This is a genomic window from Rahnella laticis, from assembly GCF_015644585.1.
In the GTDB taxonomy this organism is placed as follows: Bacteria; Pseudomonadota; Gammaproteobacteria; order Enterobacterales; family Enterobacteriaceae; genus Rahnella; species Rahnella laticis.
In genome coordinates, this window is record NZ_JADOBI010000009.1 from 91,466 (window position 1) to 112,411 (window position 20,946).

Sequence of the window (20,946 nt, forward strand, 5' to 3'; positions counted from 1 at the left end):
GAGCGCTTAGCCTGCCTCAAGTACCGGTTGTGATGCGTTGACCAGCCGGATGAAATCCGGTTTTGGCACTTCCATGATGCCGTTACGGCTAATCTGGATAATACGGTCCGCGCTTAAAATGGTTTCCGGGCGGTGCGCGATAATGACGCGCGTCATCGCCATGTGTTTAATCGCCGCATTTATGGCGCTTTCGCGCGCCACATCGAGATGGCTGGTGGCTTCGTCGAGAATGAGAATGCGCGGTTTGCGGTACAGCGCCCGCGCCAGAATCACGCGCTGAATCTGCCCGCCGGACAGAGACGAACCCATGTCGCCGACCATGCTGTTGTAGCCCATCGGCATCGCCATAATGTCATCGTGGATCTGCGCGATACGCGCCACGCGCTCAACGTGATGACGGTCGAGGCTGGCATCAAAGAAGCTGATGTTATCCATGATGGATCCGGCAAATAGCATGTCGCTTTGCATCACGCTGCCGATAAGATCACGGTAATGCGTCATGCCCAGCTTTGTGTGATCGACGCCGTTGATGCAGATGCTGCCGCTCACCGGTTTCAGTAATCCCAGCAGCAGTTTTGCCAGCGTGGTTTTGCCTTGTCCGGAAGGGCCGATAATCGCGATGGATTCACCCGCTTCAATGGCCAGATTAAAACCGGTAAAAATCTCGGCGTCCGTGGCGGAATAGCGGAACGAAAGCTGACGGATATCCAGACGCACCGGGCCTTCCTGTTCGGCCAGCGCGATATTGCTTTCCATGTTTTGCTCTTTTTCCGTCAGCACGATGTCCGAGATACGTTCACCGTGTAATCGCAGCATTTTGAATTCAATCAGCGCGTTGATAAGCCCGGCCGAGCGGGAAATAAACTGGTCGGAAAACGAAATAAAGGCCACCAGCATCCCGCTGGTAAAATTACCGTCCAGCACCTGTCCGGCGGCCAGCCAGATGAGGACAATCTTGCCGACGCCGGAAATCGTGCCCTGTAACGTGCTGAATCCGATAGACAGTTTTTGTGTCGTAATACCTTTGTTGGTGGATTCCACGGTTTCATTGGTAAAGGTCGAAACGCGCAGATCCTGCTTGTTATTAAGCTTGATCGCCTGCACGCCGCGAATCGATTCCAGCAGTTGTGATTGCGCCTGCGCGGAGGCCAGAAGCTGATCTTCATTGGCCTGCCGGAACGGTTCAAACGAGATCCAGCGGATCAGCGCATAAAGCAGAAACAGGCCGATGACCACAAACGTCAGATTGGCGTTGTAGGTAAAAATCACGGCCAATGTGACCAGTGCCATTACGCCGTCGAAAATCGACGAGATAAACCGACCGGTCAGCGTGCTCTGAATATTGGCGATAGAACCAAAGCGCGACAGAATGTCGCCGACGTGCCGCTCCTCAAAATAGCTCAGCGGCAGGCCAAGCAGATGAGCGCACAAATTCCCCGACCACTGCACGCTCAGCATGCTGGAAAACCAGGTCGTCACCCAGCTGCGTAATGCGCTGATCAGATTCTGGAACAGCGTAATGCTGATAAACGCCACGCCCAGCAGCGTCAGCAGATCGCGGTCGCTGGACACCAAAACCTGGTCGATCACCCACTGCATATAAAACGGTGAAATGATGCCGAAAAACTCCAGCGCCAGAGAGAGCAGGGCGACCTGCGTAAACGCGGATCCGATGCCCGACACATTGCGGATCAGGTTGAGCATCGAGATCGACTTTTTCTCGTTCTTCTGCTCAAAGGTTGCCGCCGGATACAGTTCCAGCGCCACGCCGGTGAACGATCGCGACACTTCATCCATCGCCACTTTACGCACGCCGCGTGCCGGATCGTGGATTGTGATGGTGTTTTTGCTGATGCTTTTGAGCACCACAAAATGGTTCAGATCCCAGTGCAGCACGCAGGGCAGGCTGAGTTTATGCAGCTCATCAAGCTCCAGCCGCACGGCGCGGCAACCCATTCCCAGATTTTGGGCGAAGGACATCACATCCGTCAGCGTGCTGCCTTTTTGTGATGACGGAAAACGGTGGCGCAACGACACCATATCAATCTGGTGGCCGTAGAAACCGGCAATCATACCGACGCACGTCAGCCCGCACTCTGCGGCCTGCGTCTGGCGTAAAACTGGCAACTTATGGCGGAACGACAAATTAAGTTTGTGAAAAAGATCCATGCTCAACCCGGTTAACTATTTGAAATTACAGAGAGGTCATCTTGCCCAGCGCGTTAAGCGGCTCAAGAACCCATTCGTAGATGCGGCGTTTATCAACGATAAAATCAGCGTCCAGCCCGCTGCCGGGGCGCAGGCTGACCTGCTTGCCATAGGCCTGTACTGACTGGTGATCGATGGCGACTTTGACCTGATAAAGGGATTCCTGAACCTGAGAATCGCCGGTAATGCTGGAGACTTCCTGCGGTGACAGCGCCGATTTGGAGATTTCAGTCACGGTGCCGTACTGCTGACCAAACTTCTGCCAGGGGAAAGATTCGTAGCGCAGCACCACGCGCTGGCCGGGGCGGATAAACCCGATTGCGCGGCTGCTGAGCATGATCCGCGCCTGCAAGCGGGCGTTGTCCGGCAGGATCATCGCGACCGTTTGCCCGGCGCTGACGATTTGCCCCGGTTTCACCAGCACGGCGCTGACCGTGCCTTTTTCCGGCGCGCGCAAATCAATCGAACGGCGGGACTCGTTTTCCATCATCGACTGCGTGATGTCGGAGAGTTTTTGCTGAAGGTCATTCTTCTGCTGGTAATAAGTGAGTGGTTGCTCACGCAGCTGCTGGCGCGCCTGAGCCAGTTGCTGCCTGACATCGATGCGCTGACGGGCCACATCCTGCAAACGCACGCTGGCATCCAGCAGATCATTTTGCTGCTGCTCGACCTGCGTATTCGAGGCGTAGCCTTCGGCGCGCATGGCGGCCATTTTATCGACCTGCTTTTTGGTCAGCGCGATTTGCTGTGTACGCTGCTGGTAAATCGTGTCCAGCTCAGCGGACTGCTGTTCCAGCAGGCTGCTTTTTTCCTGCAACGAGCGGAGCGTTTCCGCATTGAGCTGCTCAAGATTGGTCAGCTGATTGTTTAAACCCTGCTGCTGGAGATCCAGCTGGCTGGCGATCGCTTCACGCGTCTGACCATAACGGCCGGTGGAGATTTCCGACGAAATAGTGGCAATCTGATCGCCTTTTTTCAGGTTATCGCCTTCGCGGACGGGCAGGGCCATCACCGTTCCGGCGGTCATCGCCGTCATGGTCATCATGCCGCTTTCCGGCGTCAGCACGCCTTTCGCGGTTTCGCGTTTGGTGTAACTGCCGAAAATACAAAAACCAATCAGTACCGCCACCAGCGCACAGACGATGGCGATAATCAGCCAGCGGAACGGCGGGCAATACAGGGCCACCGCGCCCAGCACTTTAGTTTTTTGGGCGTCCAGCGATTCTTTTCGAAATAAGTCGTTATTCATGCTCAAAATCTCCGGTTACGCCGCGCCACAGTTGAAAATTTGCATCGCGGCGTAATCGAGCGCGCCGGTTGCGGATTTTAATTTAACGATCGACTGAATCAGGCTGTTCTGCGCCTGCGCCAGATCCTGAATCGCCTGGTAATAATCTTTCTCGGCATTGAATTCGTCGATCAGCGTGCGCTGCCCGATTTCCCGTCCGTAACGCGTTGACGTCAGCCGCTTTTCGGCGGAACTGATCGCCCGCTCATACGCCCTGATCCGCGACTGATCGTTTCTCACGCCCGACGCCGCCTGAATCGCCTGCTGTTCGGCTTTGCGGCGTGCGTTAATCAGCAAATCCTTACTCTGTTCATAGCGGTGAGCGGCTTCGAGGCTTTGCGAAATGTGGCTGCCACCGGCAAACAGCGGGATCGACACGTTGACGCCGTAAGTGGTGTTGTCGGTTTTGGACGTGGTGCCGAACAGGTCATCCAGCAGATTGCTGTTTTCCGCCCGGCTCCAGTTCTTGCCATAACCGGCCTGAAAGGTGACGACGGGCATATAGTTGGACGTGGCGGTGGTAATGTCGGCTTCGGTGCCTTTCTGGGTCTGAATGGCGGAAAGCACGTCCAGATTGTTGGCGGTTGCCAGCTGTTTAATCTGCTCAGGATTGATGTCCTGCGTATAACGCACACAGCTCAGGGTCTGGTCGGAAATCCCCTGCGCGTCGAGGCCCGTCATCTGGCGGAATGTCACGTAGGCATCGTTAAGACTGTTTTCTGACGCCAGCTCATCCGCCACCGCCTTGTCATAGTTGGCCTGCGCTTCCACTTCATCCAGCCGCGTGCCGTCGCCCACTTCCAGCGCTTTTTGCGACTGTTTCAGCTTGGCGTTAAACGCCGCGAGGATCCGCTGATTGGTTTCCAGCACGCTGCGCTGATACACCACGTCGTAAAATGCCGACACCACATCGGTGATCAGCTTTTGCTGAGCAATCAGGTAATTCACGTCAGCCAGATCGCTGATCACCAGGCTTTTGCGCCATGTCGCATATTTCGATACGTCAAAAATCGGCTGCGTCACATTGAAGCTGTAATTATGACGGGTGACGCCGGCGGAATAAGCGGCATCGGGCTGATCGGTTTTATTCCACGCGCCGTTCAGGGTGACAACCGGTAATAATCCGGCAAATCCCTGATATTTTTTCTGGCTGTCCGCGTCGTGTTCACTGCGCGCCGCATTAATTTCTGCATTATAGGTATTGGCTGCAATAAGGGCTTCCTGAAGCGACAGCGCCCAGGCATTCCCGGTGAGTAATAATCCCCCGGTGAGCGGGATAAGCATTTTTTTAAACATGAAATTCCACAAAGTTTAATAATTAGAAAAATGTGTTCTGGTGTAAAAATCGCAATAATTCACTTTCACTGGTGATATGCAGCTTATTCATGGCATTGCGCTTCTGGGTCGAGACGGTGCTCATCGCCCGGCATTTTTTCGAGGCAATTTGTGAAAGTGAATATCCCTGATTAATCAGGTTGATGACTTCCCATTCCTTGGTGGTCAGCTCATCCTGGGTCTGCAACAGATGTGCTTTAATGGACTGAGAAATATAGGGTTCCGGTTCTGCCGTCATCATGGCGTTCATCAGCGCGGTGACCAGTTCATGCGGCGTGTCATGGGAGCTGAGCATAATATCCATGCCCGCGCCGGCCATTTTTTTGAGTAAAACTGGTTTCATGTTTTGAGCAAATAACACCGTGGTCGTGTGATTATTTGCACAAAGCACAGACAGCACTTTACGGATTTCGGTTTCACGGAAATATCCGTCAAACAGGCAGGATGAATTAATCATCACAATGTCGATTTTATTTTCTTTCACCGCGTTTAACAGCGATTCCGGATCCGGAAAATGATGTAGCTTTAAATGACTGACTTTCATCTCCTGCTGAATATATGAAGCAATCAAATCATAGGACATATGATATTGATGGAAGTACGTCATATTAATCGTTGTGAGCGTTGTATTTTTCATAGGCTGCTTCAGGTTCGTCAACGTAATAAACCTCTGGAACGGGTGCGATAAATCCGGGCATCTGCGGGATGCCCGGACGTGACAGCGTTATTGTTATAATTGCCGCTGGTACAACGTTTGTTTCCCGTAATCGTCAATCACCGACCAGCTTATCTGCCGGGCGTGATTGCCTGCCGGAACCGTCACCGTGGCGGAAGATTTTGGTGCCACCATCAGCGGCGTCAGTGGTTTATCGCCCAGGCTCAGCCCGCCTAACGTCTGGTGATAAGGCGTCGGATTAGTGATCACCAGCGCGCCATCGCGTAGCGCAAACTCCAGCGATTTCCCGATATCTTCACCCGGTGCTTTCAGCCCGGCGGGGCGCACAAACACTTTCATACGGATACGCAGCGGCAAAATGACTTTCTTTTCACCGGTGCTGCCGGCCTGCGTATTCGGCGGGATCTGATAAATATTCAGCCAGTAAACCTGCTCACGATCCGACGGCATTCCCTGACGGGAAAGCAACATCACGCGCAGGTTGCGCGATCCGCCTGCGTCCAGTTTGAACACCGGCGGCACAACAATAACCGGCGTGCTGATCTTGTCCGGTGGCGTAAGCGGGTTGTTATCGTCACTCCAGACCTGAACCAGCGCCGGTGCCCGCTCAGAATTCACCAGCACCAGCGATTCCGCCATGCTGTCTTCATTAAACACCAGACGGCTTTGCGTGCTGTTAACCACCGCACCGGCCAGGCTGGCGTTGAGCAACAGCGCCGCCGCCAGCAAAGGCTTACTGAAGGCTGACAACAATCTGAGCTTGCGCATTGACTGATCCTGCTGCGGCCTGTAATCCCGGAAGTTGTTCAAGTGACGCGGTGAACGTTCCACCATACGCTTCCCCGCCGGTCGACGTGGCACCGGTTGCACTGAGTAAATCGGCAAATCCGTACCAGCCCGCTGCATTGCCGGTGCCGGTGGTATCCTTGGATGACAGCAGATTCAGTGCCGCGCCGGACGGCGAGTACAGACGGATGCCAACGCCGGAGGCCACGCCGCTGGTGCCGTAGTTATCATCAAGCAGATAGCTGATCCCGCCGGAGCTGCTTTTCAGCCCCAGCGTTGACGCCTGACTTAACGCCGTGGGCTGCGTCACCAGAAAACCCATCGCGACAGGAGCGTTTGTACTGCTGGACGTGGTACCGGAAATGGCGCCAGCGTCACATTCGATGGAGACGTTGAAGGTATTCGAACTGCTGCTGCCGTTTCGCAAATCACCGGCACCGATGGACGGCAACTGCACCACCTGGTCGAAATCGCCGACCTTGCAGGTATTCCCGCGAATGATCGTGGTGGAACCGCCCCTCATGCTCCACACCGCGGAGGTGTTATAAGGTGAAGGAGAGTTTGCGAGGGATCCGGTGGTCAGATCGGTGTTCATCGCGTTGCCCTTCAGGGCCACAAAACCCTGCGGAGCTACGATTTGCGAGAAGGCATTACGTGTGACGTAAGCCCCGGAGCCGATATCGTCCGTTTTAATCAGCTCAAACGTGGCGCTGTCAAATGACGACGCCGGAATATAAATGTTAGATCCGACGGTAATGTAATCATCAGCCGTCAGCTTACGTTCCTGCCATTTGCTGGTGTAATACAAGCCGGTTTTCTGGTTCGTAATACGGTAGGCAATGCCCTGTGCCGGCGTGGCATAACCGCCGTCAACGTCATTCACCGCATATCCGCCGTAGAAAACCCCGTTGCCGCCGAACAGGGCATACATTTCATATAACGTATCGGCATCGGCCAGCGCGCATTTGAAGACAATCTGATTGGCGGAATACGGCACTTTCAGCGCCGTATCGATAAAGTTCAGGTTTGCGCTGGCGAGCACGGTGCCCGCCGTCGCCAGCGACTGCGCGCCGGTACCCATAATAATGGTCCCGAACGAAATCGAGGCCGCCGCCGAGTTCAGTACGCCGCCCCAGCTGGTGGCGGTGTAACCCATATCCGCCACCGCCTGCGGGATCGTGGACGTGGTGGTGCCGATCCCGGTGACCTTGTAGCAAATCGCGTGAGCCCACGGCGAGCAGGCCATAAAGGCTGAGGCAATCAGCCAGGTTTTTAACTGAGAAATAGAAAATTTCATGGTGATTCTCACTGTACGCAGGTGCCGTTTAAGAGAATGAAGTTATTGCCGTCGGTTTTGTTCTTAGCCGGAAGCTGATAATTCACGCGGCACGATTTATTGCTTCCCCAGCTGATAAACAGCGTGCCGGAAGCGGCCGGAAGACGGGCGTAGACCTGACCGCTCTGACCGGCCATCCCGACGCTGTTTCCGTTGCTGTCTTTCACATCCGCACCCATCGGCACCGGCGTGCCGTCCGGCATCATGACCGTGATTAATGCCGGTGTGCCGCCGAGGGTTTTGAAGGCAATTTTTGGCACGGCGCCGAGTACCGGCACCACGCGCACGTTACCGCCTTCCAGCTCAACGTCCTGACTCATGGAATTGCCGTCGATGCTGATGGTGTTGTAGCGGTAAGGCGCGAGTGACGGCACGATGGCGTAACCGAAGGTATCGATTTGTGCGCCCTGTGCGTTGTTGACGCGCGCACCGGTTGCGCCTTTCGCTTCGACCAGCGCAAAGGTGTCGCTGGCGTACGGGCCGTAGGTCACCCCGCCGCCGTGAACGGCCAGCGTTCCGGCCGTGCCGAGGCCGAGCTGATGATAATCATCGCTGCGGGCATACGAGGCGCGGACCGTCCCCATGCGGGTGCGTTCCTGCACGTTGGTGCCCCAGCGGATATCATGGCTCTTGCCTTCTTCCCGTTCGGTGTATTTGTCGTGGTTGGCATACACGGAATAGGTAAAGTCGCTTTCCTGGCCTGCGGAGCCGGAAAGGGTGGTCATCGCCGAGCGGGTATTTTTGTCTTTCATCATGTCAAACGACACGCTCGAGCGGGAATCGCGCCAGTCCAGCGGCACGGACAGACCAATGGAAATTACGTTCTCGGTATATTTCTGATAGCGGCTCGAATCGTAATCGGCGTCGTTCACGCTGTAGACGTTATCGTTGCTCCAGCTCGAACGCTGGCGGCCTACGTTGATGTTGTAGCTGAGCTTCTTCCACATATTGTTGTAAGAAAGCTGCAACTCGGTGATGCGCGAACGGTTGTTGTAATAGTCCGTGCTGCTGCCGCTGAGCGCCACGGTGCCGTAGTCCCCCATGTTCTGGCTGAGCGTGGCGGTGAAACGGTTACGTTGTTTCAGCGTGTCGGAATAATAGTTTGTGCCGCCATTTTCCTGACGGCGAACGCCCAGCACGTCTTCGAGATCGCGGTAACCGGCGGTGGAATAGCGGTATGCCGCCAGCACGATATTGGTATTGGTTTCAAACGTTTTGCTGTACGACATCTCCGCACGCCAGCCGCTTTTCGACTGATCGTTTTCCACCCGCGCATGTGACCAGGTGGTATTGAGCGACAGCGCGCCGAGTTCAGACGCAAACACGCCGCCGACCAGCAATGCCTGATAATCATTGGCAAAGCGCGCGCCGGTGTTGGACGTAATGCTGTTATTCACGCCGTACTGGAGCACGCCTTCGGTAAAGGCATTTTGCACCGAGTAATAATTGCGGACTTTACCGGCGGCAAACTGATAGCTCAGGTTGCCGGGGCGCATGGAGTTCGGTACGGCGGCGTAAGGCACGACGAAGAACGACGATTTGCCGTCGGCTTCAATCACCTGAACCTGTAAATCCCCCTGGCTGCGCGTGTTGTAAAGGTCGTCAATCAGGAACGGGCCGGGTGGCACCTGCGTTTCATAAATGAGATTACCGGCCTGACGGATCATCACGCGCGCATTGGTGCTCGCCACGCCGCGCACTTCCGGCGCGTAACCGCGTTTTCCCTGCGCCCACATGCGCTGATCGGTGGCCAGCTTCACACCGTTAAACGACATCGAGCCGAACATTGAACTGTCGGTGTAGGTATCACCGACCATCAGCTCGCTGGAAAGGGAAGGAACCGGGCGCTGCACCCACGTCCGCACGGTGTTCCATTTGTAGTGATCGCCGCTGGTGCTGCTTTCCATATAGCGCAAATTGGCCTGATGGCGGAGTTGCCACATGCCCATATTCGCCCCGGCGTTGATCATGCTCCAGACATAGTTGTAGTGAACGTCGCGCATGATGTTGCGCGTGAAGTTGGTGTTGTGGCGTAAAAACACCAGCGGCGCACCGGCATTCCATTCTGAAATCGGAATGTAATCGCGCGGCTGGCGGTTCAGCAGAATTTGCGGAATTAAAAAATTCAGCGTCAGGGTCGATTGCTGTATTTTCCAGCTGCCCTGTTGCGTGATTTCTGACAAAAAGACGCACTGTTTCTGCGTGCCTTTCAGCGGCTGGGATTTCAGCTGCAACAGCTTCATCAGCTCAACGTCCAGACACGGCTGCGCGCTTTTATCCGTCGCTTTCACTTTGCGGAACTGCACCGGTACCTGGCTTTTAATTTTGATGCCGTTGAGGCTGATATCCAGCGTTTGCGGGCCTTCCGGAACACTGATTTGGGTTTCGTTAAACTTATCCAGATCCACGCTTTCTGCGAAATCCGAACCAGCGAGCAAATGGCTGTCGAAACGGTAATCTTCGGCAAACGCAGAATGAGAGAACAATGACGCTTTAATCACACAGGTCAGCACCGCGAGGCGGAAGACCCGGTTGTTATTTTTGGATTGGATACTCATGTGTCACCGTTGCTCCATAATCATTAACCAGACCGATTTCTATTCCCTGAACGTTCTTATCGGTGACTTTTCCTGCATTCAGCGCCACATCCGCGGCGGCAAAAGGCGCAATCATTGGCGGTTTATCTTTTGCATTCACCCCTTTCACCGCAACCTTGCCGAGTGAAATATAAAAAGGTGAGGCATTGGTAATGCGGATATTATTGGCGGTGATATTGCTGAAACTCAGATAATCAAAGATCTTCTTATTATTGGCTTTTAAACCGGCCGGGCGATAAAACACCTTCAGCCTGTTTTTCAGCATAATGACCATCTGATTTCCTTTGTCTCCGCCAATATTAGACGGAGGCACTTGCAGGAAATTAAAATAAAAAATGGATTCACGATCCTGGGGTAATGCCTTTTCACCGGTAAAGAACAGGCGTAATACCTGCCCGTCTTTGGCGGCAATTCTGAATGTGGGTGGTGTGGCGACAAAAGGCGCTTTACCGGTCGTCGGTGTGGAATTTTGATCGCCGCTGTCAAACCAGGCCTGAATAACGTAAGGGAATTCGTCGTTATTTCTCAGCTGGACGTCCACTGATTTCGCATCAGAGGGATAAATAACGCGTGAGCCGGTCATGACGACGCTGGCTGAGGCACTGAATGAAGCGCTCAGTGCGAATACAAATAAGAAAATGCTACGCCATTGAAAGCGGGACATAATATCCACCCGTGAAAATACTGACTGATATTCTGGAAAGGAGTTAACAGGCCATCCGTGGCCTTAATTAATCTGAATAAGGTATTCAGAGAAATAAACATCCCTGATTTATTAAGGTATTAGTTGTAGCTCACTGCGTATTGCATAGTGGATTCAACCGCACCCGCGGTTGCTTTACCGGTTGCAATGTATTGCGCGGTGTAGGTAGCCGTTGCAGCAGTTTCACCCATAGCCAGCGTCAGGTCACCGTCAGCTGTGAACGGAGAAGAGAAGTCGATTGCTGTGGCTTTGGTATCCAGGATCTGGATGTTTACGTTAGTTGCAGCGTCAGTGGTTGCCACGTTGCTCAGGTCGCCAGTGGTCGCAACGCTGTTACCGGCGAAGACGCTGGAAACTTTAGTTGCAGCATCTGCGCTGCCAGTACAACCGGAAACACCGATATCGAAAGTCGCCTGACCGGCAGTCTGACCTGCTGCAGCCAGCGTGCTTGCGTTAACGCTTGGCAGCAGAACCAGTGGTTTTGCGCTGTTACCGTTGATGGTCACAGAACAGGTTTCTGCCGTCACTTCACCCTGGAAAGTCACTGTATTATCAGAAAAAGCGAACGCCTGAGATGCGAACAGAACAGACATTGCCGTAACAGATAAGAAGGCCAGTTTTTTCATTGCAAAATTCCCTATTTACTTACAGTTGATTAATACGACGGCGACGTTTCATAACGCACAACGGCGTATTTCCTTTTCATTCTGATGCTGAAATCAACCCTGTATTTAAAATTCAGCCCCGTCTTGGGGCGGCGCTGAAGACTTAAAGACGTACATTTGAATCTCAAAAAAACATCAGAAAGAGCTGCAATAAGCACGAATCGCTCATTTGCCGGGCCATAGTAGAATTCGAATGTAAAGTTATGTTAGTGAAGAAAACTCAGGAAATGTGAAGTGCCGCACTGCGCTTGTGTGATTAACGTTAATTATTTGGTTTGAAACGGGAAGATTTGGCGGTTAAGAAATCCTGAGGTTTGGCCACGTTGACGATCTGTTGAGATAAGTGGTTATTAATTGCCCGTTATAATTCCCTGCCATAAATACGAGGGAACAATAATGAAAACATCTGCCGCTGTTTCTTCTCCCGCAGGTGAAAATATTCCTCCCCCCGGGGAGAAATTACATATCGGATTAATTTTATGGCCGGAATTTCCGCTGCTGGCGCTGTCGGGAATGATGGATGCCATGCGTTATGCCGCACATGCCGGAAATAAAACACAATGTCAGCTGAGTATTATCAGCGCAAAACCCGAGATGCCGGTGAACAGTAATACCGGTATCAGCGTGAAACCCGGCAGGGCGCATGAATTCCCCGAACATTATGATTACCTCGCTATTATTGGGGGAACGCTGAAATGTTTGTCACGCGGACAGGCAGACGATCTTAAATATATCAGGCGCGCACATCAGGCCGGTGTGCCGGTGGTCGGGATTGGCACCGGCAGCTTTATTCTGGCAAAAGCCGGTTTGCTCAATGGCCGCCGCGCGTCGGTGCATCCGTTTCACAATGAAGAATTTCGCAAAAGGTTTCCGGGCGTGTATGCCGAGGAAGGGTTTGATTTTATCGATGAAGGGGACGTGCTGACTTGCCCTGGCGGTATTTCGACGCTCACGCTGGCCACTGAACTGATCCGCCAGCATGCGGGTGAAGAGACGGCGGCAAAAGCCAGCCACCGTTTATCACTGGGTCATGATGAATTTCGCACCGCCGCCATTTCAAGGCCGGCGAATATTTCCCTGATTGCCGACCCGCGTCTGCGTCAGGTGGTGATGCTGATTGAACAATATCTGGCGCGCCCGCTGAGCACCGCGTGGCTGGCGCATCAGGTTAAGCTCAGCGCCCGGCAGTTAACCCGGTTGTTTGATGCTGAACTGGGGAAAAGCCCGCGGGAATTTATCCGCAGCGCCAGACTGCGTTACGCGTGCTGGTTGCTGAACAATACGCAGGAAAGTATTACCGAAATCGCCGTGCGCATGGGGTTCAGCGACTGCGCCCATTTCATCCGTCATTTTCAGAATGAATACGGCTGTACTCCCGGTTTCTGGCGCGGGCAGAATGAACAGTTGAGCGCCCGCGCGAGCATGTGAATATTTCTTAACTGACGGTGACTTTCCCGAAACCCGCAAGCTGCGCAGAACGGCTCTCCATTTTTGTCATCTGGCCGCCGTACACGTCGATGGCGCTTTTCAGCCGCGTAGCCTGATAGTTCAGCGTTTCAGCCGATTCAGAAGATTGCGCCACCATCCCGGCATTGTCTTGTGTCATGGTTTCAATCTGCGCCAGCGACGTATTAATCAGTGAAAGTGCCGATGTCTGCTCGCGGGTGGCGTGACTGATTTCTTTAATCAGCCCCGACATCTGCACCACTTCACCGATAATTTCGCTGATCTGCTGACCGGCGCTTTCCACCATCTGGCCGCCGGTTTCAACGCTGTGCATATTCGCTTCGATCAGCGCTTTGATTTCTTTGGCTGCGGTGGCGGAACGCTGTGCCAGCACGCGTACTTCCGCGGCGACCACGGCAAATCCGCGGCCTTCGGTTCCGGCACGGGCAGCTTCCACGGCGGCGTTCAGCGCCAGAATGTTGGTCTGGAAGGCAATGCCGTCAATGACAGAAATAATGTCCACGACCTTGCTGCTGGCCTGCGAAATTGACTGCATCATGCCGATAGTGTCCTGCATGATTTCGCCGCCTTTCTTCGCCACGGATGCGGCGCTGTCCGCCAGTTTGCTGGCCTGAATCACAGTGTCAGCGCTTTGCCCGACGGCACCGGCAATCTCCTCAATCGCCGCAGCCGTTTGCTGAAGATTGGCCGCCGTTTCTTCGGTTCGTGCGCTGAGCGCCATGCTGTTTTTCGACATCAGATTGCTGATATTTGAAATACCGCCGACCTGCGTCCCGACATCTTCCACCAGAGAATGCAGATTCAGGCCAAACTGATTCACTGAACGCATCAGCAAACCAATTTCATCGACGCGGTTAAAATGCACGGAATCGGCTTTTTTCCCGGAGACCACTTGCTGCGCCTGACACAGAATCGTTTTTATCGGATTGCGGATTTGTGTTTGTAAAAAGAGATCGGCGAGCAGTAACAGGATAATCGTGGAAATAGCCACCCACGTCTGAGCGATCCCCGTCAGCGGAAATAACAGCGGAAAAATGCCTGCGATAAATAACGGTAAACGTAAACGCCAGCTCACCGGCAGATTTTGTAATACCGAAAAGAGTGAAAATAAACCGGTGCGCACCACCAGACCTTTATAGAATTTCCGGCTTCCGGCATTTTTATCTTTTACTAATTTGTATAATTCTTCCGCGGCTTTAATTTCATGCTCAGCGGGTTTATTGCGCACGGAAATATATCCCGTCAGTTTATCCTGATGATGTACCGGCGTGACGTTGGCGCGAACCCAATAGTGGTCGCCATTTTTACGACGGTTCTTCACCAGCCCCGTCCAGCTGTCGCCCTGTTGCAGGGTAAACCACATGTCGGCAAAGGCTTCGACCGGCATGTCCGGGTGGCGGACTATATTGTGGGGTTTGAAGATCAGTTCGTCTTCGGAGAATCCGCTGACATTAATAAACGCGGAGTTTGCATAAATAATCCGGCTGTTGACATCCGTCGTGGACATTAATGTGGTATCGGGATCTAAACCATATTCCCGCTGTGTCACTGGCATGTTTACGCGCATGAGGAACCTCTGTGTTATTAAATAATATTTAATAACGTTGTTATATTGTTGATTTGCTGTGTTACGACCTGGTTATAACGTCCAAATGATTGTTAGCACACTCCATGACGAAACTACTATGCAGTGATTTTTTGTTACTGACCAGAAATATTTAAATTACAAAACCTGAGTGGTGGAGTGAGATAATATTAAAGGTTAATTTTATTGTTGAATTAATATAAATGTAATTTTTATGTGGAGTGAAAGTTTTAATATTGGTAGAGATAAAAAACTGCATTAAGGCAAATTTCATACAGGAGGGCACGGCAATATAACTTAGCGATTCTGAATAACGATTATGCGCAATAAAAGTACAATTTCGGGGGCATTTTTCATTCAAGCACAACTGAATGATCCGGCAAAACCTGGGCAAATTCTGAAAATGCGCAAGGCGCGCAATCCGCGTCCTCTGACCAGCGGTAATGGCCTTATTTGACGTTTAACCCAATCGTTCTGAATGTGATACTTTAAATTAACAATGTGCCCGCGGGTCAGGCCCGCCGCACTGAATTCAGATCAGCACAGAGGGTTTATGGCGGTCATTTCCGAGCAGATTATTAAACAAGCCAAACAGTTACGCCGTGAACTCCACACCCGGCCAGAGCTGGGTCTGAATGAACATCATACTTCCCAAAAAATCAGTGAACTGCTGCTGTCTTTCGGCCTTGACGTTCACACCGGGCTAGCCGGAACCGGTATTGTTGCGACCCTGCGCAACGGCGACGGGCCGTCAATCGGTCTGCGCGCGGATATCGATGCGCTGCCAATTCAGGAACTCAATGATTTCGAACACGTCTCGCAAAATCCCGGCCTGATGCACGCCTGTGGCCACGACGGCCATACGGCGACGTTACTCGGCGCGGCGCGACATCTCAGTGAAAACCGCCATTTTCGCGGCACGGTGCATTTCATTTTTCAGCCTGCGGAAGAGAACGCCGGGGGCGGCCAGATGATGGTTAATGAAGGGTTATTTGAACGTTTTCCGATGCAGGAAGTGTACGCGCTGCATAACTGGCCCGGCCTGCCGGTTGGCGAAGTGGCGGTCAGTCAGGGCGCGATGATGGCGTCGCAGGATAATTTCTACATCACGCTCACCGGCAAAGGCTGCCATGCGGCGATGCCGGAACTGGGGGCGGATCCGGTAGTGGCGGGCGCGCAGCTGATTTTGTCGCTGCAAAGTCTGATTTCGCGCCGCCTCTCGCCGCTGGAACAAACGGTGATCAGCCTGACGCAGTTACAGGCGGGCGAGGCAATCAACGTCATCCCGGAAACGCTGCACATGTCCGGCACGCTGCGCTGCCAGAGTAATGAAACGCGTATTACCTGCTGGCGGCTGATTGAAGAATACGTCAAATCCGTGCCGCTGCCATTTGGCGTCAAAGGCGAAGTCCGCTGGGAATTTGGCTATCCGGTGACGAAAAACCATCCGGCGCAGGCCGAAATTGTGCGCGAAGCCGCGGAGCATTCGCCGGGCGTCACAAAAGTGCATTTCAATAATCCGCCGTCGATGGCGGCAGAAGATTTCGCCTATTTGCTCGAGCGATGTCCCGGCGCTTATTTCTGGCTGGGTGCCGACGGCGCAGAACCTTCCGCGTCGCTGCACAATGCCCGTTTCGATTTTAATGATGATCTTATTCCGCTGGGCATCGGCATCTGGGTCACGCTGGTGGAAAGACAGCTGAAAGATGCAGCCGCTTAACCGGCAGACGACGGACTGATAAACGTCAGAGACAAAAAAGCCAGGCACATAAATTGCCTGGCTTTTTTTGTGTCTTTATTCCGGGCGATCAGATCCCCAGCGCTTTTTTCACCGTGCTTTCTGCCGGTTGGCCGTCGCGGGTGGTCACTCCGTTCAGCCAGCCGGTCAGCAGTTCCGGGTGTTTCGCCAGTTCGGCGCGGGCGGCGTCTTCCGGGCTTTGTTTGTCATCGAGCACGCGGGTGATGATGGCGTTTTCCAGCGGCACGTTAAATTTCAGCTGCGTGAAGAAGCGGTTGAGGTTCGGGCACTGTTCGGCAAAACCTTTGCGCGTCACGGTGTTCACCGTCGCGCTGCCATAGTTCGCACCAAACCATTTATCGCCACCGCTCAGATACGTCAGCTTAAAGCGCGTATTCATCGCATGCGGTTCCCAGCCCAGAAACACGATCCACTGCTGACGGCTCACCGCGCGGGTCACCTGCGCCAGCATGCCGCTTTCGCTCGACTCCACCAGATTCCAGTTCTGCAAACCAAAATCATGCTGGTCGATCATTTTCTTAATGTTCTGATTCGCCGGCGCGCCCGGCGCGATGCCGTAGATCTTGTGATCAAACTTATCTGCGTATTTCTCCAGATCGGCGAAATCCTTCACGCCCGCTTTTGCCACGTAATCCGGCACGGCCAGCGTAAATTTGGCCGCCGGTAAATTAGCGCCGATGACGCTGATGTCATCGGTGAATTTCGCGATAACCGGCGCCTGTGCGGGCATCCAGTTACCTAAAAACACATCCAGCTGGCCGGTTTTCAATCCCTGAAATGCCAGCGCGACCGAAAGGTTTTGCACTTTTTGCTGATAACCCAGCGCGTTCAGCACCACGCCGGACACGGCGTTGGTCGCCGCAATATCCGTCCAGCCGGGATCGGACTGATTAACGGTGGCACAGCGGGCGTCGTCAGCGGCGAAACTGCTCAGCGGCAGCAGGCTGGCACTGGCCAGAAGCATCAGCGTGGTGAGTCTTTTTATCATCATCATTATTTCCCGGTCGGGTGTTTATAAGGGCGCGGGTAACGGGCAAAAGCTTCCTGCTCGTCCAGCGTCTGGTGGTTACGGATAAAACGGTGCGAAGCGGCCTGATGCGGCTGGAAATCCCATTGCGGAATGGCATCCCGCCCGGCGATTTCGGTCAGATACAGTCTTTTTAGCTGGCTGGCGCGAACCTGTTTGTTCAGGGTATTTAAGTCCCAGCGGGCGGCGACTTCGGCCGCAAACGCCGCGACGGTATCGCGATGTTCGGCCAGCGCTGCGAGGTTTTTCAGCTCAAACGGATCCTGCTCAAGCTGGTACAGATGCGGCGCTTCGGTCAGCGAATGAATGTATTTCCACGGCCCGCGGCGGATCATCACCATCGGCTCAATCGCGCCTTCCGCCAGATATTCAGCGCAGGCTTCGTCCGGCCCCGGCTGGCCTTTAAGATGCGATACAAGGCTGTGGCCGTCGAGCGGGGCAACCGGATGCTCAAGGCGATCCGCGCCGCCTGCCAGTTCGGTGAACGTCGGTAGCAAATCCACCAGCGAGACATTGCCGCCGACGCGGCGGGGCGCAAAGCGTTTCGGATTGTGGACGATCAGCGGTACGCGTACGGCTCCTTCGAAGAAGGTCATTTTGTACCACAGCCCGCGTTCACCCAGCATTTCGCCGTGGTCGGCAATCACAAATACCACGGTGTTTTCCGCCTGACCGGTTTCTTCCAGAGTGCGGACCACTTCACCAAAGCAGTCATCCACGTAGGCAATCGAGCCGTAATAGGCGTGACGGGCGCGGCGGATTTGCTCGTCACTGAGCAAGCCGTCTTCGAGCTGATACATGGCGCGCAGGCGCTGCGAGTGCGCGTCGTCTTCCACATCGGCCGCGCCGGTTTTTGGCAGGTCGATATCTTCCGCGTTGAAGCGGTCGAGATAACGGCGCGGAATAGCAAACGGATCATGCGGATGCGTCAGTGAAAGCAACAGCAGAAACGGCTTGTCGTCCGGTTTGCGCGCGGCGTCGTACAACCGCTGGCGTGCCATAAACAGCGCTTCATCATCGAAATCCAGCTGGTTAGTGCGTACACACTCACCGGCTTCCAGCACTGAACTCATGTTGTGGAACCAATCCAGACGGCGTTCCGGATTTGCCCAGTCCGGCGTCCAGCCAAAATCTGCCGGATAAATATCGGTGGTCAGGCGCTCGTCAAAACCGTGCAACTGGTCCGGGCCACAGAAATGCATCTTGCCGGAAAGCCAGGTCTGGTAACCCTGTTCGCGCAGGTAATGGCAGAAGGTCGGCGAGTCGGCGCGAAATTCTGCGGCGTTGTCGTAAACGCCGTTGTTTGACAAAAACTGGCCGGTCATCAGCGCCGCGCGGGAAGGGGCACACAGCGGGCTGTTGCAGTAGGCGGATTCAAAGACCACGCCTTCGTCGGCCAGTTTGTCGATATTGGGCGTCAGGCTGACATTATTTCCGTAGGTGCGTAATGCCCCGGCGGTTAACTGATCGGCCATGAGAATAACGATATTCGGTTTATTTATAAGCATTATTAGCCTGAAAGAAAAATTAATTAGTGAATCGTGATATTTTTATCGCATGCCTTTTTCATTCTGTGAAGAGGTTATTAAATTATCATGGCATAAGGTGGGTTTATGGCAGGTAAATTAGAATTACCTCCGTTACAGGTTTTAGTGGTATTTGAAGCTGCCGCGCGACACGGTAATTTTACCGCGGCGGGAAATGAGCTTGGACTTTCGCAACCGGCGGTCAGCCAGCGTATTCAGATGCTGGAAAATCTGCTCAACGGACCGCTGTTTGAACGGCGTCACCGGGGCGTGCAACTGACCGAATCCGGCAGTGCGCTTTACCAGATTGTCCGCGCCAGCCTGAGCGACATCAGCGAGCAGATAGAACGCACGCGATATCAGCGCAGTACGCTGCGGATTGACACCGATATGGGCTTCGCCACCTACTGGCTGATGCCGCGGATGAACGCGATTCAGGCGCTGATCCCGGGTGTGGAAGTGCAGGTGTCGACCTCGCCGAATGACTATAATTTTCGCGATAACAACGCCCATCTGGCGATCTATTTCGGCAACGGTAACTGGCCGGGAACGCATGCGCAAAAGCTGTTTCCCGAGGATGTTATTCCTGTCTGTAATCAGGTGGTTATGGATAAACTTGGCGATAATCCGTTGCCGGAAAAACTGATGCATTTCCCGCTGCTGAAGCTGCCGGAAACCCGTCCGCAGCGCTGGCTGACATGGGAAGACTGGTTCCGTTCGCAGGGCTTGCCCGCGCAGCATCACGCCGGGTCGCGTACCTTCAATGCGTACTCGCTGGTGATCCAGGCTGCGGTCGAAGGACAGGGGATTGCGCTCGGCTGGCGGCCGCTGATTTCGGCGCTGCTGGAGAGCCGTCAGTTGTTCGTTTGCGGGCCGGAAGTACGCACGGAACGGGGCTATTATCTCATCTCTTCCGGCAGTAAACCGGCGTCCGTACAGCAGGAAAAAGTAACCCGCTGGCTGTTAAATGAAGCATGGAATTTTCATCATCATTCCGCCCCTGCTTCCCGGCAGAAATAGAGTGTATTTCACAAATAGTCATAAGCTAATGCGAAATAACTCTATATAGAATTCCAAAAGATATCACTTATTTTATTATTTTGAGTTAGCGTGTCAGGATAATTAACAGAGTGCGAAACCATTATGACGCAATCCATCATCGAGTTACGTCGTGTTTTTAAAAGTTATTCTTCCGCTACCGGAAAGAAACTGTTTTCCCGCGAGGAGAATAAACCGCCGGTCAATGCGCTGGACGATATTAGTTTGCAAATAACAGCCGGTGAGATTTTTGTTATTGTCGGGCTTTCCGGCTCGGGGAAATCGACGCTGCTGCGCACGCTCAATTTTCTCATTCAGCCGGGTTCCGGCGATGTCCTGTTTCAGGGGCAGGCGCTGGGCAGCCTGAATGCCCGCGAAATGATTGAATTGCGCCGCAGCCAGATTGGCATGGTTTTTCAGTCGTTTGCGCTGTTTGACGAACGCACCGTGCTCGATAACGTGGCGTTCGGGCTGGAAGTGTCGGGCGTCAGCCGTGACGAACGGCACAGACGGGCGCACGCGATGCTGGAAAAAGTCGGGCTGGCGCACGTTGCCGCGCAGTATCCGCATCAGCTTTCCGGCGGCATGCAGCAGCGCGTCGGGCTGGCGCGGGCGCTGGTGGTGAATCCGGCGGTGTTGCTGATGGATGAGGCGTTCTCAGCGCTGGATCCGATTATCCGCCGCGACATGCAGTCATTGCTGCTGGCGCTTCAGGCGGAACAACAGCGTACGGTGGTTTTCGTAACCCACGATATGGAAGAAGCGCTGCGTCTGGGGACGCGCATTGCGATTATGGAGGAGGGCAAACTGGTGCAGGTCGGTACGCCGGAAAACATCATTAACGCTCCGGCGTCGCCTTATGTCCGGCACTTTTTCTCCGGCGTGGATACCTCGCGCTGGCAGTTGGCCGAATCTTACGCCGATTTCTGGCAGCCGCCGCTTTAAGCCTT

At 53.8% G+C, this 20,946-nt stretch carries 16 protein-coding genes; 4 read left to right on the forward strand and 12 right to left on the reverse strand.

Annotation, left to right across the window (positions count from 1 at the left end):
- Positions 1 to 6: 6 nt before the first annotated feature.
- The 9 genes from IV433_RS18785 to IV433_RS18825 all read right to left on the reverse strand — a co-directional run bounded on the left by IV433_RS18785 (position 7) and on the right by IV433_RS18825 (position 11,555).
- Entirely contained in the window at positions 7 to 2,169 is a 2,163-nt protein-coding gene (locus tag IV433_RS18785; protein WP_195815442.1) for a peptidase domain-containing ABC transporter, read from the reverse strand.
- 25 nt (positions 2,170 to 2,194) lie between these two features.
- Complete coding sequence (locus IV433_RS18790; protein WP_195815443.1) at positions 2,195 to 3,457, reverse strand: HlyD family secretion protein; 1,263 nt, start codon at positions 3,455 to 3,457, stop codon at positions 2,195 to 2,197.
- Positions 3,458 to 3,472: 15 nt separating this feature from the next.
- Positions 3,473 to 4,792 (reverse strand): TolC family outer membrane protein, encoded by a 1,320-nt coding sequence (locus IV433_RS18795; protein WP_195815444.1) that lies wholly within the window; start codon positions 4,790 to 4,792, stop codon positions 3,473 to 3,475.
- Between the two features lie 22 nt (positions 4,793 to 4,814).
- Positions 4,815 to 5,468 (reverse strand): LuxR C-terminal-related transcriptional regulator, encoded by a 654-nt coding sequence (locus tag IV433_RS18800; protein WP_195815445.1) that lies wholly within the window; start codon positions 5,466 to 5,468, stop codon positions 4,815 to 4,817.
- Between the two features lie 93 nt (positions 5,469 to 5,561).
- A complete protein-coding gene (locus IV433_RS18805) occupies positions 5,562 to 6,275 on the reverse strand; it encodes a fimbria/pilus periplasmic chaperone (protein WP_229893519.1) in 714 nt (237 codons plus the stop codon).
- On the reverse strand, positions 6,241 to 7,590 hold the full coding sequence (gene stbD, locus IV433_RS18810; RefSeq protein WP_195815446.1) for a fimbrial usher protein StbD: 1,350 nt from the start codon (positions 7,588 to 7,590) through the stop codon (positions 6,241 to 6,243). The genes IV433_RS18805 and stbD overlap by 35 nt, the downstream gene beginning before the upstream one ends.
- 8 nt (positions 7,591 to 7,598) lie before the next feature.
- On the reverse strand, positions 7,599 to 10,187 hold the full coding sequence (locus IV433_RS18815; RefSeq protein WP_195815447.1) for a fimbrial outer membrane usher protein: 2,589 nt from the start codon (positions 10,185 to 10,187) through the stop codon (positions 7,599 to 7,601).
- Positions 10,165 to 10,890, reverse strand: coding sequence for a fimbria/pilus periplasmic chaperone (locus tag IV433_RS18820; protein ID WP_195815448.1), 726 nt, complete (start codon positions 10,888 to 10,890; stop codon positions 10,165 to 10,167). Before IV433_RS18820 ends, IV433_RS18815 begins: the two co-directional genes overlap by 23 nt.
- Positions 10,891 to 11,009: 119 nt before the next feature.
- Complete coding sequence (locus IV433_RS18825; RefSeq protein WP_195815449.1) at positions 11,010 to 11,555, reverse strand: fimbrial protein; 546 nt, start codon at positions 11,553 to 11,555, stop codon at positions 11,010 to 11,012.
- Between the two features lie 435 nt (positions 11,556 to 11,990).
- Here IV433_RS18825 and IV433_RS18830 point away from each other — a divergent pair, with 435 nt between their 5' ends.
- Complete coding sequence (locus tag IV433_RS18830) at positions 11,991 to 13,022, forward strand: GlxA family transcriptional regulator (protein ID WP_229893521.1); 1,032 nt, start codon at positions 11,991 to 11,993, stop codon at positions 13,020 to 13,022.
- Between the two features lie 7 nt (positions 13,023 to 13,029).
- Here IV433_RS18830 and IV433_RS18835 read toward each other — a convergent pair whose 3' ends face one another.
- Positions 13,030 to 14,628, reverse strand: a complete 1,599-nt coding sequence (locus IV433_RS18835; RefSeq protein ID WP_195815450.1) for a methyl-accepting chemotaxis protein — start codon at positions 14,626 to 14,628, stop codon at positions 13,030 to 13,032.
- Positions 14,629 to 15,199: 571 nt separating this feature from the next.
- Between IV433_RS18835 and IV433_RS18840 the strand changes: the two genes are divergently transcribed.
- Positions 15,200 to 16,366 carry a M20 aminoacylase family protein gene (locus IV433_RS18840; protein WP_195815451.1) on the forward strand — a complete coding sequence of 389 codons (1,167 nt, stop codon included), beginning with the start codon at positions 15,200 to 15,202 and terminating at the stop codon, positions 16,364 to 16,366.
- Positions 16,367 to 16,454: 88 nt separating this feature from the next.
- Here IV433_RS18840 and choX read toward each other — a convergent pair whose 3' ends face one another.
- Together choX and betC are read right to left on the reverse strand one after the other, a co-directional pair.
- Complete coding sequence (choX, locus tag IV433_RS18845; RefSeq protein WP_229893523.1) at positions 16,455 to 17,396, reverse strand: choline ABC transporter substrate-binding protein; 942 nt, start codon at positions 17,394 to 17,396, stop codon at positions 16,455 to 16,457.
- A gap of 2 nt (positions 17,397 to 17,398) precedes the next feature.
- A complete protein-coding gene (gene betC, locus IV433_RS18850; RefSeq protein WP_195815452.1) occupies positions 17,399 to 18,940 on the reverse strand; it encodes a choline-sulfatase in 1,542 nt (513 codons plus the stop codon).
- 105 nt (positions 18,941 to 19,045) lie between these two features.
- Between betC and IV433_RS18855 the strand changes: the two genes are divergently transcribed.
- Positions 19,046 to 19,978, forward strand: coding sequence for a LysR substrate-binding domain-containing protein (locus IV433_RS18855; RefSeq protein ID WP_195815453.1), 933 nt, complete (start codon positions 19,046 to 19,048; stop codon positions 19,976 to 19,978).
- Positions 19,979 to 20,101: 123 nt separating this feature from the next.
- Positions 20,102 to 20,941 (forward strand): ATP-binding cassette domain-containing protein, encoded by an 840-nt coding sequence (locus tag IV433_RS18860; protein ID WP_195815454.1) that lies wholly within the window; start codon positions 20,102 to 20,104, stop codon positions 20,939 to 20,941.
- Positions 20,942 to 20,946: the final 5 nt, after the last annotated feature.